Source organism: Paenibacillus sp. FSL R7-0331 (assembly GCF_000758645.1).
Lineage (GTDB): Bacteria > Bacillota > Bacilli > Paenibacillales > Paenibacillaceae > Paenibacillus_AQ > Paenibacillus_AQ camerounensis.
Genome location: NZ_CP009284.1, coordinates 325,521 through 340,404 on the forward strand (window position 1 = coordinate 325,521; position 14,884 = coordinate 340,404).

The 14,884-nt window shown below is 50.4% G+C and carries 16 protein-coding genes; 15 read left to right on the forward strand and 1 reads right to left on the reverse strand.

Going from position 1 to position 14,884, the window contains the following annotated elements:
• Positions 1-75: 75 nt before the first annotated feature.
• The 4 genes from R70331_RS01430 (at position 76) to yfcE (ending at position 3,754) form a co-directional block, all read left to right on the forward strand.
• A complete protein-coding gene (locus R70331_RS01430; RefSeq protein ID WP_042172234.1) occupies positions 76-402 on the forward strand; it encodes a PadR family transcriptional regulator in 327 nt (108 codons plus the stop codon).
• A gap of 4 nt (positions 403-406) precedes the next feature.
• On the forward strand, positions 407-1,381 hold the full coding sequence (locus R70331_RS01435) for a permease prefix domain 1-containing protein (RefSeq protein WP_042172236.1): 975 nt from the start codon (positions 407-409) through the stop codon (positions 1,379-1,381).
• Positions 1,382-1,613: 232 nt separating this feature from the next.
• Positions 1,614-3,101: a glutamate synthase subunit beta gene (locus tag R70331_RS01440; protein WP_042172238.1), complete on the forward strand. Its 1,488-nt coding sequence runs from the start codon at positions 1,614-1,616 to the stop codon at positions 3,099-3,101.
• A gap of 110 nt (positions 3,102-3,211) precedes the next feature.
• Entirely contained in the window at positions 3,212-3,754 is a 543-nt protein-coding gene (gene yfcE / locus R70331_RS01445) for a phosphodiesterase (RefSeq protein ID WP_042172240.1), read from the forward strand.
• A gap of 240 nt (positions 3,755-3,994) precedes the next feature.
• On the opposite strand, the gene R70331_RS01450 is transcribed toward yfcE, so the two are convergent.
• The gene (locus tag R70331_RS01450) at positions 3,995-5,383 is read right to left on the reverse strand and encodes a helix-turn-helix domain-containing protein (RefSeq protein WP_042172242.1); all 1,389 of its coding nucleotides are present in this window, start codon (positions 5,381-5,383) and stop codon (positions 3,995-3,997) included.
• A gap of 225 nt (positions 5,384-5,608) precedes the next feature.
• Here R70331_RS01450 and R70331_RS01455 point away from each other — a divergent pair, with 225 nt between their 5' ends.
• The 11 genes from R70331_RS01455 (at position 5,609) to R70331_RS01505 (ending at position 14,798) form a co-directional block, all read left to right on the forward strand.
• A complete protein-coding gene (locus tag R70331_RS01455) occupies positions 5,609-6,637 on the forward strand; it encodes an agmatine deiminase family protein (protein WP_042172244.1) in 1,029 nt (342 codons plus the stop codon).
• Positions 6,638-6,662: 25 nt separating this feature from the next.
• Positions 6,663-7,538 carry an N-carbamoylputrescine amidase gene (gene aguB / locus R70331_RS01460; protein WP_042172246.1) on the forward strand — a complete coding sequence of 292 codons (876 nt, stop codon included), beginning with the start codon at positions 6,663-6,665 and terminating at the stop codon, positions 7,536-7,538.
• 246 nt (positions 7,539-7,784) lie between these two features.
• On the forward strand, positions 7,785-8,600 hold the full coding sequence (locus R70331_RS01465; protein ID WP_042172249.1) for a transporter substrate-binding domain-containing protein: 816 nt from the start codon (positions 7,785-7,787) through the stop codon (positions 8,598-8,600).
• Positions 8,601-8,710: 110 nt separating this feature from the next.
• The gene (locus tag R70331_RS01470; protein ID WP_042172251.1) at positions 8,711-9,358 is read left to right on the forward strand and encodes an amino acid ABC transporter permease; all 648 of its coding nucleotides are present in this window, start codon (positions 8,711-8,713) and stop codon (positions 9,356-9,358) included.
• Positions 9,359-9,374: 16 nt separating this feature from the next.
• Positions 9,375-10,097: an amino acid ABC transporter ATP-binding protein gene (locus R70331_RS01475; RefSeq protein ID WP_042181988.1), complete on the forward strand. Its 723-nt coding sequence runs from the start codon at positions 9,375-9,377 to the stop codon at positions 10,095-10,097.
• A 155-nt stretch (positions 10,098-10,252) separates the two neighbouring features.
• Positions 10,253-10,699, forward strand: a complete 447-nt coding sequence (locus R70331_RS01480; RefSeq protein ID WP_042172254.1) for a tellurite resistance TerB family protein — start codon at positions 10,253-10,255, stop codon at positions 10,697-10,699.
• A gap of 136 nt (positions 10,700-10,835) precedes the next feature.
• Positions 10,836-11,432, forward strand: a complete 597-nt coding sequence (locus tag R70331_RS01485; RefSeq protein ID WP_039869239.1) for a TerD family protein — start codon at positions 10,836-10,838, stop codon at positions 11,430-11,432.
• A gap of 44 nt (positions 11,433-11,476) precedes the next feature.
• On the forward strand, positions 11,477-12,052 hold the full coding sequence (locus tag R70331_RS01490; protein ID WP_039869242.1) for a TerD family protein: 576 nt from the start codon (positions 11,477-11,479) through the stop codon (positions 12,050-12,052).
• 23 nt (positions 12,053-12,075) lie between these two features.
• Positions 12,076-12,657, forward strand: a complete 582-nt coding sequence (locus tag R70331_RS01495; protein WP_039869245.1) for a TerD family protein — start codon at positions 12,076-12,078, stop codon at positions 12,655-12,657.
• A 129-nt stretch (positions 12,658-12,786) separates the two neighbouring features.
• Positions 12,787-14,025 carry a TerD family protein gene (locus R70331_RS01500; RefSeq protein ID WP_042172258.1) on the forward strand — a complete coding sequence of 413 codons (1,239 nt, stop codon included), beginning with the start codon at positions 12,787-12,789 and terminating at the stop codon, positions 14,023-14,025.
• A 29-nt stretch (positions 14,026-14,054) separates the two neighbouring features.
• A complete protein-coding gene (locus R70331_RS01505; RefSeq protein ID WP_042172260.1) occupies positions 14,055-14,798 on the forward strand; it encodes a TerC family protein in 744 nt (247 codons plus the stop codon).
• The last annotated feature ends 86 nt before the right edge of the window (positions 14,799-14,884 follow it).

The window sequence follows — 14,884 nt, forward strand, 5'->3', positions numbered from 1 at the left end:
CCTGTCGTAGTAAGTGTGCTACAATTCAATTACTACGACAGATGAAGTAAAAATAAACGTTAAGGAGGCCCGCACTTGATCAGCAGTGATGTTATCCGGGGATATAACGACACCCTTATTCTCTACATGCTGCTCGATGGCGAATCTTACGGATATGAAATATCCAAGAACATCAGGAAGCTGTCAGACGAGAAGTATGTTATGAAGGAAACTACCCTTTACTCCGCGTTCACCCGGCTTGAGAAGAACGGATATATCGACTCTTTTTTTCTGGATGAGACGTTTGGAAAGAGACGCACCTATTACCGCATTACACCGCAGGGTCTGGCTTACTACCGGGAGAAATGTGCAGAATGGAAGGTTACACAAGAGGTTGTCAACAAATTCATAAAGGAGCTGTAATGACATGGATACTATAGCCGCATATTTGAATAATATGTTCGCTTCCCTGCCCAGGACCGAACAGACGTACAATCTGAAGCAGGATCTGCTGGCCAATATGGAGGAGAAATACCATGAGCTCAAGAAGGAAGGCAAATCGGAAAATGAAGCAGTCGGTATCGTTATTTCCGAGTTCGGCAATATAGATGAGCTGATTGAAGAGCTTGGCTTGCCGGGGGGCGTAGAGGATACGCTGCTTCCGCTGCTTGCGCCGGAGGATACATGGAGCTATACAGCGGCGAAGAAAAAAGCCGGGTTTATGGTTGGGATTGGAGTCGTGCTATGCATGGTCGGCCCTGCGCTGCTGATCGTCCTGGTTACCCTTGCTGAATACGGCTTTCTGCGCGGTGTATTATCGGAGGATGCCGCCGGAATGATCGGTGTAAGTATACTGCTGGTGCTGATAGCTCTAGCGGTTGGCATGTTCATTTACAGCGGCTCTAGTATGGAAAGGTTTAAATATCTGGAAAAAGGCTTTAATCTGCCCTACTTTTTGCGGACAGAGCTTGAGCAGCGCAGACGTGCATATACTCCCACTTATACCCTGTCGCTGGCGCTGGGCATTTGTCTTTGTGTAGTATCACCGGTTCTGGTTATTATCTGGGCTGCCGTTAGTGAGGACACTACGGGTTATGGTGCGGCTATCATGCTCTTGCTCATCGCACTTGCAGTCTTTCTGTTCATCTATTACGGAACGATTAAGGAGAGCTTCAGCTTCCTGCTCAAAGAAGGAGAATATATCGAGCTCCCTCCTGAAAAAAAGGAAGAGAAGCGCATCATGGGCTCAATCGCTGCAATTGTCTGGCCGCTGGCAACCTGCATTTTTCTGATTAGCGGTTTTGTTTTCCAGCGCTGGGACATCAACTGGATTGTATTCCCGGTAACCGGCATTCTGCTCGGCATATTCGGCTCGGTATATAATCTGGTCAAGGCCCGGTAAGGCTGCCGGTAAGAGCTTTACCCATTCCCGAAATTTTAAATAAAAAAGTGACATTGCTCATTTAGGCGGCAAAGAATCGATGATAATATATAGGCACTACTTTGCTGCTTTACAGTATCAAATGATCAGCCGGTGACAAGGAGTAACCATCTTTTTGGCGCCGAATGGGCAAGAATGCCGCTTTAAGCTATTAACCGGCGGCCAATCAGAGAAACTCGGAGGATGACTAGGAATGGGTAAAGCAACCGGATTTTTGGAATATCAGCGGCAGACGGCCGCAGAATGCGGGCCTTTGGAACGCATCAAGAACTGGGATGAATTTGTGCTGCCGATGGATGAGGATAAGCTGAAGGAGCAGGGGGCGCGCTGCATGGACTGCGGAACGCCGTTCTGTCATGTAGGACGCCTGCTGTCGGGTATGGCCTCCGGCTGTCCGCTGCATAATCTGATCCCTGAATGGAATGACCTGGTATACCGCGGCAACTGGCAGGTTGCCCTGAAGCGGCTGCATAAAACGAATAACTTTCCTGAATTTACGGGACGCGTCTGTCCTTCCCCGTGCGAAGGTGCCTGCACTGTGGGAATGAACGGCAGCCCGGTAACCATCAAGACGATTGAACGCTCGATCGTGGACCGCGGCTTTGCCGAGGGCTGGATCGTGCCTGAGCCGCCGCTCGTCCGGACCGGGAGGAGAGTGGCTGTTGTCGGCTCCGGTCCGGCAGGCCTCGCCTGTGCCGCCCAGCTCAACAAAGCAGGACACACAGTAACCGTCTATGAGCGTGCTGACCGCATCGGCGGACTGCTGACCTACGGTATACCTAATATGAAGCTGGACAAGAAAACGGTTCAGCGCCGGGTGGATCTGCTGGCTGCTGAAGGAATTACATTTGTGACCCGTACAGAGATCGGCAAGGATATGGCTGCTTCACAGCTGCAGGAAGACAATGATGCAGTTGTACTGTGCGGCGGCTCGACGCAGGCGCGTGACCTGCCGATTGAAGGCCGTGAACTGCGCGGCATCCATCAGGCGATGGAATTCCTGACGCTGAACACGAAGAGCCTTCTGGATTCCGGCCTGGCTGACGGGGAATATCTGTCTGCAGCAGGCAAGGATGTTGTGGTTATCGGCGGCGGTGATACAGGGACTGACTGTGTGGCGACTTCAATCCGCCACGGCTGCCGCAGCGTAATCCAGCTGGAGATTATGCCGCAGTCTCCGCTGACCCGCCAGGCAGGCAATCCTTGGCCGGAATGGCCTAAGGTACTGAAGGTCGATTACGGCCAGCACGAGGCTGCAGCCCTGTATAAGGAGGATCCGCGCCGCTATCTCGTTTCCTCTAAGCGGTTTGTCGGTGATGACGGCGGACATGTGCAGGAGCTGCACACCGTACGTATCGAGTGGGTCCGTAATGAGCAGGGGCGGATGGTGCCGCAGGAAGTGCCGGGCAGTGAAGAAGTACTCAAGACACAGCTTATACTGCTCGCACTGGGCTTCACCGGACCGGAAGATACGCTGTTCAATGAGCTCGGAGTTGAACGGGATGAGCGCTCCAATGCCAAGGCGGAGTTTGGTGTACAGGCAACGAATATTGAAGGCGTGTTTACGGCCGGGGACATGCGCCGCGGGCAGAGTCTGGTGGTCTGGGCGATTCAGGAAGGCCGGCAGACAGCACGTGAGGTTGACCGCTATTTAATGGGCACCTCTGACCTGCCCAAGTAAAGTGAATAATAACTTAAGTGCAGGACGCCGGCGGCGTCCTGTTTTGCATGCTCCTGCCGGGAGCGATAAGATAATAAGGATAAGGAATGAATGGAAAGGAAGTCTGAACAATGAAATTAATGTTTATCTCTGATATCCACGGATCACTGTATTGGCTGGAGCAGGCTCTGGCCAAGGCTGAAGAGGAGCAGCCGCATACGCTTGTTATTCTGGGGGATTTCCTGTATCACGGTCCCCGTAATCCGCTGCCGGAGGGGTATGATCCGCAAGGGGTTGCCGCCCGGCTGAATGCTTACGGTAAATCACTGGCCGCTGTGCGCGGCAACTGTGATGCTGAGGTGGACCAGATGCTGCTGCAGTTCCCGATGATGGGCGACTATGTGCTGATCCTGCATGAAGGCCGTAAAATCTATGCCACCCACGGCCACGGCTTTAGCATAGAGCAGCTGCCGCCGCTCGCTCCGGGGGATGTTTTTATCCAGGGGCACACGCATCTTCCGGTAGCCGGTGTTAAAGAAGGGATATTCGTGCTGAATCCGGGCTCTATCTCGTTGCCCAAAGAGAATAACCCGCACTCCTACGGAATTTTGGCTGACGGGGTATTTACGATTAAAGATTTTGGCGGAAAGACCGTGAAGCACATTCAACTGTAAAAACGTCCGCTGCAGGGCTGCTGAGAAAGCCCGGCTGTGCATGCCGGATATAAAAGAGGGGCCGCACATTAGCACGGCCCCTCTTTATGTTCATTGCAGATCATTCATAGCCATTCAGCTGAAGGACGGATGACGTATGGAATGAATTGCATTAAGTGTGATTATCCTCCCCAGCCATGCGTAAGCGGCTGATATATGACTTCAATAAATTTGCTGGTGGAGACCAATACAATTGCCAAGCTAGTTAGTGATATCAATAAGGCCATCTTTTTTTTCATTGATTCTGTACACCTCGCTCATTGAATTTGTATACCTCTGAATATGCTCCGGCAAGGCGGACGGCCGGTATTTTTCGAAGATTCCGACGCATCTGACGATGTTGGAGTCACTTTTTATAATAACAGATGATTCCAAACCTTCTAATAGGTAATGGAAGCCAGCAGAAAAACTATTATGTCTTAAATAATACAACGCCAGCTCCGTCATAAATCTTGTATGCCTGTCACCGGTCAATTGCTGCGTGAACTTTCCCAGGCGGCTTTGCTGTTCCCGGTAGGTCATATGATTACTGAACCGCTCCAGAATGTCATCAATATCGAATTCATAACGGTTGGCAGCCTGAATAATTTTGTACAAGGCCGAAGGGATTTCATTCTCCTTGTTCTCGATATAGCTGATGTATTCAGGCAGAACCTCAACCTCTCCGGACATCAGCCGGTATAAAAAGGTATTAGCATGGGCCCATTCCTGGAACTGATCGACAACCCGCTGCTCTTCCTGGCTCAAAGGGGACTTCATCCAGCTTACATCACTGTATACGGAGGTGTAATACAAAGCCTTCTGATAATCACCGCGCTCATCGCAGACTCCGGCTTTGGATAAATAGGCATATAATATATAGTAAATAAGCGGCCGGCCCGGCTGCTTCTGCCTGGATTCCTTTTTGAGATGCTTATATTGCAGAGAAGCCTTCTGCCCAAGGAGCTCAGCCAGCTCATTGACCTTATCCCAGCGGTGCAGGGAGGCAAACACATCAGCCAGATGCTTGAGCGCATCAAGCTGGTCGGCTTCGTCCAGACGCTCCACATAAGGCTCAAATTGATTGGCAGCATGCAGATTCTCGTCCTGGATCTCACCCAGCCCGATCATAAACAGCCGGTACCTGCAAAGCGCCAGACGTTCGGAATGCTGGAACCGTTCACCCTCGGCGACACTCTCGTACATGAGGGCGGCAGCGGCTGAACGGCCCTGGGCATACAGCTCTTCTGCCGCATCGAACAGCATGGGAGCATAGATCAGCTTATCCATGATGTGCTGGACTACGCGGTGGATTGCCCCCAGCTTATCCAGCTCTGCACAGCGCTGAAGCAGCGGACCGATCCGCCGCCAGTCCGGCGCACCGTTAATAATATAATTATCAACATAAAGGTCATAAAAATGTCCTTCGGGCAAATCCATAGCCAAGGTAATCCGGTCCAGCTGCTGCATGGCAATCGGGCGGTGGCCTTGAATAACATTGCTGAGTGTGCCGGAATTCATCCCGGAACGCGCGGCAAATTTTGATATGGTTAAAGCTTCACGCTTCATATAATCTTCAAGTTCTGTTAGGATCGTGGATGCAGCTTCCAATAGATGACCACCTTTCACGCTGTAGGACCGGTAAATCAATAAGTAAATATACATCTTCCAGTATTATGCAAAATGTAACATTGGTCAATATTAGAATTAATACGGATGTGTGAAATCATACAGATTTCTGCCAATTGAGCGTGTCCTTATATTATTGTATGATGTATAAGGAGCTTTTTGCATGTTCAAGCTGCTCCAAATTTAACTGACAGAGGTATCTAACGAATGTATCCAAAAGATTTGAACTATACAATGCCGGCGGAATGGGAGCTGCATGAACGGACCTTTATCTCCTGGCCGGTGCAGGCATCCATGGTGTTCCCGGATAACTACACATCCGTCAGCGAAGGCTATGCTGAAATTATAAAGGCTATAGCCGAGTTTGAGCCAGTTACAGTAATTGTAAACCCTGAAGAACTGGAAGCGGTAGAGGCTCTGGGGCTGGGAGCCAATGTTACGCTTCTTCCCGTCCGCCACAATGATGCCTGGCTGCGTGATAACGGTCCGACCTTTGTTGCTGCTGAAGAAGGCAAGCTCGCCGGTGTGAACTGGAAGTTTAACGCCTGGGGCGGCAAATATATGCCTTGGGATCTTGATGATGAGGTAGCGCCGCAGATTCTGGAGTCCCTGCAGATTGAGTGCTTTGATGCTCCGCTTGTTATGGAGGGCGGCTCCATTCATACTGACGGTGAGGGGACGCTGATTACCACCGAGGAATGCCTGCTGAACACGAACCGCAACCCGGAGCTGAGCCGGCAGGAAATCGAGGAGCAGGTGCGGCGGTTTACCGGTACAGATTCTATTATCTGGCTGACGCGCGGTCTCAGCGGGGATGAAACGGACGGCCATGTCGATAATATTGCCTGCTTTGCAGCGCCGGGCAAGGTTATTATCCAGGCCTGTGATGACCCGCAGGATGAGAATTATGAGATTACTCAGGAGAATCTGCGCATTCTGGAGAATGCAGTGGACGCCAAGGGGCGGAAGCTGGAGATTATCCGGGTTCAGCAGCCTCCGCGTGTGGACTATGAAGACAGCCGGCTGACGCTCAGCTATCTGAATTTCTACTTTGTAAACGGCGGCATCATTCTGCCGGTATTCGGCGGCACAGCCACAGAGACGGACAAGCTTGCCGAGCAGCAGCTTGCTGCCCTTTTCCCTGAACGCAGAATCCGTACGGTGAACGGTATGGCTGTAATCGGTGAAGGCGGCAATGTACACTGCACCACGCAGCAGATGCCTGCACGGAAATAACTGAATTTGCAAGGAGGACTGAAACGTGAGAAAAGTAAAAGTAGCCGCAACGCAAATGAGCTGTTCCGGTGACATTGATGAGAATATCCGCAACGCTGAGGTTCTGGTAAGAGAAGCGGCAGCACAGGGAGCGCAGATTATTCTGCTGCAGGAGCTGTTCGAAACCCCGTATTTCTGCCAGAAGGAGAAGTCGGATTATTATGCTTACGCCACTGAACTTGAGCAGAACAAGGCAGTTAACCATTTCAAGGCTGTTGCCAAAGAGCTGCAGGTAGTGCTGCCGATTAGCTTCTATGAGAAAAAGAATTATGCGCGCTACAACTCGCTGGCGGTTATTGATGCCGACGGTACAGTGCTGGGCAAATACCGCAAGAGCCATATTCCGGACGGGCCGGGCTATGAAGAGAAGTTTTATTTCAACCCCGGTGACACAGGCTTCAAGGTCTGGAATACCCGCTATGCCAAAATCGGCGTAGGCGTCTGCTGGGACCAGTGGTATCCGGAAGCGGCCCGCGTAATGAGCCTGATGGGTGCAGAAATCCTGTTCTACCCGACTGCCATAGGCTCTGAGCCGCAGGACGGCTCGATTGATTCAAAGGATCACTGGCAGACCTGCATGCTGGGACATGCGGCAGCTAACCTGATTCCTGTTGTAGCCTCCAACCGGATCGGTGAGGAGAGAGATGAGGAATCCAGTATCAACTTCTATGGCTCCTCATTCATCGCAGGCCCGCAGGGCAACAAGATTGTGGAAGCCGGACGCGATGAGCAGGCGGTGCTGGTCAGTGAATTTGATCTGGACGCGCTGGAAGTTGGCCGGATTGAGTGGGGCATTTTCCGTGACCGCCGTCCTGAGCTCTACCGGCTGATTGCTTCTTATGACGGGGAGATCACTTTTTAATAGTATAAACTGCAAGGCTATGAGGCTGTCTCTCCGGAGACAGCCTTTTCTGTATGCCTGGATAATAATGAGATAAGAAAACGGGATATTAATAGGAAGAGAATGTTTTTAACGGCAGTAAATGTTACAAATTTTTGATAACATGTCATGTAACCTAACGTATAGAAGAAAAGTTAATTGTCACCACTGCTTTAATCTGATAAAATCTCTTTAAGTATTTTTACAAAAGAGTAGGGGGATTGGATTATGGGGATCAGAAAAAAGTGGGCGATGTCAGCTTTAGCTGCATGCTTTATGTTAACGATGGCGGGCTGCGGCTCAAATAACGATGCGGGCGGTAATGCGGCTTCGGGAGAAAGTATCAAAATTGCCACGGATGCAAGCTATGCGCCAATGGAGTACATGGATACAGATACGGTCAAAGGATTTGATATTGATTTCATCAAAGCGGTAATGGAAGAAGCGGGAGTGAAGTATACCATTACCAATACGGGCTGGGATACCATGCTGACAAGCGTGCAGCAGGGGACGGAATATCAGGCCGGCGTGTCCTCGGTGTCCATCACAGACGAACGCAAGGAAACGTATGATTACTCCATTCCTTATTTTGAATCCACCAATATGATCATGGTTAAAGAAGGCAGCGACATCAAGAGTGCGCTTGATCTGAAGGATAAGGTTGTTGCCGTACAGGGTGCGACGACTGCTGATACTCTGATGAGCGATATTATGGGGGTCGACAACACAAATCTTAAGCGCTTTGACAGCAACGCGGTGGCCCTGATGGAGCTGAATGCCGGCGGTGCGGATGCGGTAGTAGCGGATATTGCAATTGTGAATGAATATATCAAGAATAATCCGAAGGAGAAGCTGGTAGGCATCCTGGATAAGGAGAATTTCGGTTCAGAGTATTACGGTGTCCTCTATCCTAAGGGCAGCGAATGGAAAGCCAAGCTGGACCCGGCAATCAAGACTGTTATCGAGAACGGCAAATATGCCGAGATTTACAAGGAATGGTTCGGTGAGGAGCCGGATACAGCTGGACTGCTGAGTGCGGAATAAGAACCTCCGGTAAACATCAAAGCATGCGTAATGATTGCTATTGCGCATGCTTCTTTTTTTGAAAAAGACAATATAGAGAAGAAAGAAGCAGAAGAGAAGGGAAGAGTTCTATGGATTTCAGATTTGACCTCATTGTTCATTATTTACCGGTGTTTTTAAGAGGAACACTGTTTACGATCGGGGTATCCATTGTTTCCATCCTGATCGGCTCTGTTCTGGGGCTGGGCATCGGATTTGGTAAAATGGCGCCAAAGGCCATCTACCGCTGGCCGTTTCATTTGTACATCAACTTTTTCCGGGGAACGCCGCTGTATGTGCAGATCCTAATTGTGCATTTCGGGCTGATTCCGGCTTTTTACGGGACGACCAATGTTCTGATGACCTCGTTTGTTGCGCTGTCGCTGAATTCTGCCGCGTATTCTGCGGAGATTTTCCGTGCAGGCATCCAGTCGATCGACCCCGGACAGCGTGAAGCGGCGTTATCACTTGGCATGAGCAAGTGGCAGGCTATGCGGTTTATTATTCTGCCGCAGGCGATCAAGCGTATGGTTCCGGCCTTCGGGAATGAATTTATCGTCCTGGTTAAGGATTCCTCCTTGCTGGCACTCGTGGCGGCACCTGAGATTATGTTCTGGAGTAATACGATGAAAGGCCAGTATCTGCGGATCTGGGAGCCTTATCTGACTGCTGCACTTATCTACTTCGTTCTTACCTATTCCCTCAGCAAGCTGCTCAATTATATTGAACGGAAGGTGTAACCTAAGTATGGAGCCGATCATCAATGTACGACATTTAAACAAATTTTTTGGAAATCATCAGGTGCTGACAGATATTAACGTTGATATTCACAGCCAGGAGGTTGTGGTCGTTATCGGACCGTCCGGTTCGGGAAAATCGACCTTTCTGCGCTGCCTCAATCTGCTGGAGCAGCCGCAAAGCGGCGAGGTTATCATTGAAGGCACTTCCTTGATGGACAAAAACACAAGGATTAACGATATCCGTACTGAAGTGGGCATGGTATTTCAGCAGTTTAATCTGTTCCCGCATAAAACTGTAATCGAGAATATTATGCTGGCCCCGGTGCAGGTCCGTAAATGGCCAGCGGATAAGGCGCGGCAAAAGGCGCTGGAGCTGCTGCAGAAGGTCGGGCTGAGCGACAAGGCTGAGGTGCACCCGGCTTCGCTGTCCGGCGGACAGTCACAGCGCGTAGCGATCGCCCGGGCGCTGGCGATGGAACCGAAAATTATGCTGTTTGACGAGCCGACCTCGGCGCTGGATCCGGAGATGGTCGGCGAGGTGCTGGCGGTCATGAAGGATCTGGCCCGTGAGGGAATGACGATGGTGGTGGTTACGCACGAAATGGGCTTTGCCCGTGAAGTTGGAGACCGGGTCCTGTTCATGGAGCAGGGAGTTATCGTGGAGGAAGGCAAGCCTGAGCAGCTGTTCGGGAGCCCGTCCCATGAGCGAACCCGCGAATTTCTCTCTAAGGTACTGTGAAAATCTGGCAAACTAGAATATTGCAAATCAATCGGTTATATTAGAGTGGTAGGCTGAATGCTGATGAATACAGCAAATATCTGTCGAAATGACGGGGAGGAGGCGCTCTGCTATCTTTATGTTTATCATCATTTAAATGATAGAAGGAGAAGACAATGAGCACTTTCAAAAATTGGCTGAACACCACCAAAAATGGACTGACTGAACAGGTTAAGAAATTTAAAAATAAAGATTTCATGAATGCGGTAGTTGCAGGCTGCGCCCTGGTAGCTGCTGCTGACGGTAAGATCGAGGAAGCCGAGAAGAACAAGATGGCCGGCTATATGAACCTCAGTAACGAGCTTAAGGTATTTGACATGAGAGAGGTAATCACTCAATTCAATTTCTATGTCAGTAATTTTGATTTCTCTCCGGAGATCGGGAAGCAGGAAGCGCTGAAGGCTATTGGCAAGTTCAGCGGCAAGCCGGATGTCGGCCGTGTTATTGTCGGTGTGTGCTCCGCGATTGGTGCGGCTGACGGTGACTTTGACGAGCATGAGAAGGCTGTTGTCCGCCATATCTGCGGTGTGCTGGGACTTAACCCGGGTGAATTCAGTCTTTAAGCGTGGCTGATCCTTTACTGAAATACTTTACTGAAGAAGGGTGAAACGAAACGGGATGTAGCCCGTATCACTGATAGAACATCCTCATGCTAGACTTGCAGGCTGTAATTTTTATTGGGAACGGAGGTATTTTAAGTTGGCTGGAATTAATCTCGTAAAAGGACAGAAGATTGATCTGACTAAAGGAAATGCCGGACTGACTAATGTTGTTGTAGGTCTCGGCTGGGACCCGGCTGAGCCTGCCCGCGGCTTCTTCGGAGTGAAGAAACAGGCCAATGTGGACTGTGACGCTTCTGCCATCCTGCTCAGCGAGGGCGGCAAGCTGCTGAACAAGACGAACCTGGTATGCTTCCACAACAAACAAAACCCCAATAATTCGGTTGTTCATTCAGGAGATAACCTGACCGGCGACGGCGACGGAGATGACGAGCAGATCAAGGTTAATCTGAAGGCGGTTCCTGCGGATGTGCACCGGGTGCTCGTGGTGGTTAACATTTATGATGCGGTCAACCGCAAGCAGGATTTCGGAATGATCAAATCGGCGTATATCCGCATTATCAACGGAGCCGGCGGCAGCGAGCTTGTACGGTTTAATCTGACTGATAATTACACAGGCTTTACGGCGCTTATTTGCGGGGAGCTCTACCGCCACGGTGACGAATGGAAATTCGCGGCGATCGGCGAAGGGGCCCACGCAGCACATATTAACCAGCTGGCTGAACGCTACATTTAATTAATGAAAGCTAATTAATCCTAATAGAAGAGAGGGTATTTATAATGGCAATTAACTTATCCAAAGGGCAAAAGATTGATCTGACCAAAACAAATCCGGGCTTGTCCAAGATTAAAGTGGGTCTCGGCTGGGACACCAACAAATATGACGGGGGTAAAGATTTTGACCTTGACGTTTCCGTGTTCCTGACCAATGCAAACGGTAAAGTGGATAAAGAAACCAACTTTATCTTCTTTAATAACAAGCAGAACGAGAACGGCTCTGTTGTTCATGCCGGTGATAACCGTACAGGCGAAGGCGACGGAGACGATGAAGTGATTGATATTGACCTGAAGAGCATCCCTGCGGATGTGGAGAAGGTAGCCTTCACTATTACGATCTATGAAGCTGAGCAGAGAAGCCAGAACTTTGGACAGGTTTCCCGTTCTTACGTGCGTATCGTGAACGAAGAAAGCAATGTAGAGCTGATTCGTTTTGACCTCGGCGAGGATTTCTCCGTTGAAACCGGAGTTGTTGTAGGTGAGCTGTACCGTAATGCCGGCGAATGGAAATTCAGTGCAATCGGCAGCGGCTACAAGGACGGTCTGGCCGGACTTACCCGCGACTACGGGCTGCAATAAAATCAGGAAAGAGGGTTTAGCCAGTGACAATCAGTCTTTCCAAAGGACAGCGGATTGATCTGACCAAGACGAATCCGGGTCTGACGAAGGTGGTAGTAGGGCTGGGCTGGGATACGAACAGATACAGCGGAGGAAAGGATTTTGACCTGGATGCCTCTGCGTTTCTGCTCCATGAAGACGGTAAGGCCAAAGGCGAGGATGATTTTGTATTCTACAATAATCCCAGCGGCGGTGCGGGCTCCGTAACGCATACCGGCGATAACCGGACTGGTGCAGGCGACGGTGATGATGAGCAGATACTGGTTGATTTCAGCAAGGTTCCCGCCAACATTCAGCGCGTCGGCATTACAGTAACCGTCTATGATGCTGAGAGCCGCGCCCAGAATTTCGGGCAGGTCTCCAATGCATTTGTACGGGTGGTCGATGCTGTAAGTGAACGGGAAATTCTGCGGTTTGATCTCGGCGAGGACTTCTCGACAGAGACGGCTGTGGTATTCTGTGAATTTTACCGCCATGGTGCGGATTGGAAGTTCCAGGCGGTGGGCAGCGGCTTCACCGGCGGACTCAGTGCACTGTGCCGGAATTACGGGCTGGATGCGCAATAACGGCTGTATTCGCTTCAAAGGCGGGATCCCTAGTGATCCTGCCCTTTTTAAATAATATAGAGTTAGAGTTTATAAGGTTACGGGTTGTTTAATAACTTACAGCTATTCGTTCAAAGGTGGCTTAGGCATATGGGCATAGAAGCAGTGAAGGGTCAGAAGGTAGATCTGACGCGCGGGAATCCGGGCATTCAATCGCTTATTGTTGAAATCGGCTGGCACGCTCCGGCTGATATGGAAATTGATGCTTCAGCGTTTCTGCTGGGAGCACAGGCTAAGGTTAGCGGTGACGATGATCTGATCTTTTATAACAATCCGGTTACACCGTTCATCCGCTACAAGGATGTGCCGTCCGGCGGATCAGGCGGCCTGAAGCACTTCGAAATTGAACTGGGCAAGGTTCCCTCTGACACGATGAGGATCGCATTTGCCATTACACTGTATAACGGGGAGAGCCGAAGGCAGACCTTTGGCCAGATGAGCAATGCTCATTGCCGGATTCTGAACCGGGCAACCGGAGAGGAACTAATGCGATGTAATCTTGGAAATCATTTCTCTGTGGAAACGGCCGTTGTAGTAGGAGAATTATATAGATATAACTCGGACTGGAAGTTTAGCGCGATTGTAGCCGGCTTTGAAGGCGGACTCAAGGCGTTATGCGGAAATTACGGTATTGAGGTGGAGGATGAGCCAGCTGCTCCCAAAGCGGACAATCCGCCTCCACGCCCGGCACCTGCCCCGCCCCCCGCTCCGGTACCATCGCCGCCTCAGCTTAATCTCAAAAAGATTGAGCTGAAGAAGAAGGGGGACTCCATTAATCTGAAGAAATCAGCTTCCGGTCTCGGAGAAGTGCTGATTAATCTGAACTGGAACCAGAGGCAGGGCGGCGGCCTATTTAGCCGCAAAGGCGGTGTAGATCTTGATCTCGCCTGCCTGTATGAATTAAAAGACGGCAGAAAAGGTGTTGTTCAGGCACTCGGTAAGGCGTTCGGCAGTCTTCAGCAGCCGCCCTTTATTATGCTTGATGGCGACGACCGGACAGGCTCAGTGAAGTCAGGCGAGAATCTGCGGATTAACGGCAGTAAGGTGGCCGAAATCAGCAGGGTGCTGATCTTTTCTTTTATCTATCAGGGAGTTACCCAGTGGTCTGATGCAGATGGTATCGTTACGATCCATCAGGGCGACGGGCCTGATATCATCGTAAATCTGGATGAGCATAACAACCGCAAGGGAATGTGTGCAATTGCGCTTATTCAGAATGTCGGCGATGAAACGTTCAGTATCGAGCGGCAGGTGCAATATTTCAGCGGTCATAAAGAGATGGATCAGGCTTACAGTTGGGGACTGCGCTGGGTAGCTGGCAGTAAATAGTGATTATATTTTGCGGAGGCGCATTATGAATGGGATGGCTAAGTGAGTTTTTCAGAAGTATCAGTGACAATTATGGACACTTCTTTTCCTGGGGCGATATAGCGGCAACCTTGTCCGATCCGGTCAGCTGGGGTATCATCGGCAGTCTGGTTCTGCTGGAGGGGCTGCTCTCTGCGGATAACGCGCTGGTGCTTGCGGTTATGGTCAGGCATCTGCCGAAGGAGCAGCAGAAGAAGGCACTCTTCTACGGAATTTTGGGCGCCTATGTGTTCAGATTCCTGGCAATCGGACTCGGGACATATCTGATTGAGTTTACGCTTGTAAAAGTTCTGGGAGCCCTGTATCTCTTTTACATCGCATATAAAGGATTATTTAAGGGCAGCGGAGAAGAAGGACATAAAGAAACTAAAGGCGCCTCCTTTTGGAAGACGGTTCTCCTTGTTGAATTAATGGATATTGCTTTCAGTATCGACAGTGTTATTGCAGCCTTCGGTCTGAGCAGTGAAGTATGGGTGCTGTTCCTTGGCGGTATTCTCGGTGTGCTGATGATGCGCGGAGTAGCGCAGGTATTCCTCAAGCTGATTGCGAGATTCCCCGAGCTGGAGCAGGCGGCTTTCCTGCTGATTGCTATTATTGCCGGCAAGATGCTTGCCGGAGCCTTCGGATATGAGCTGCCGCATGCGGTGTTCTTCACCGTTCTTATTGCGGTCTTCGTCGGGACCATGCTGTACAGCTCCGCGAAGAAAAAGAAGGAGATAGATAGACAGGCTTAACGGTAAGAGCTTTAAGGTGGGGGGCCTTCACAAAGAGTGGTGCCGGCCCCGTTGTCCGGGTAATCGTATATGTAGTAGCATGGCCT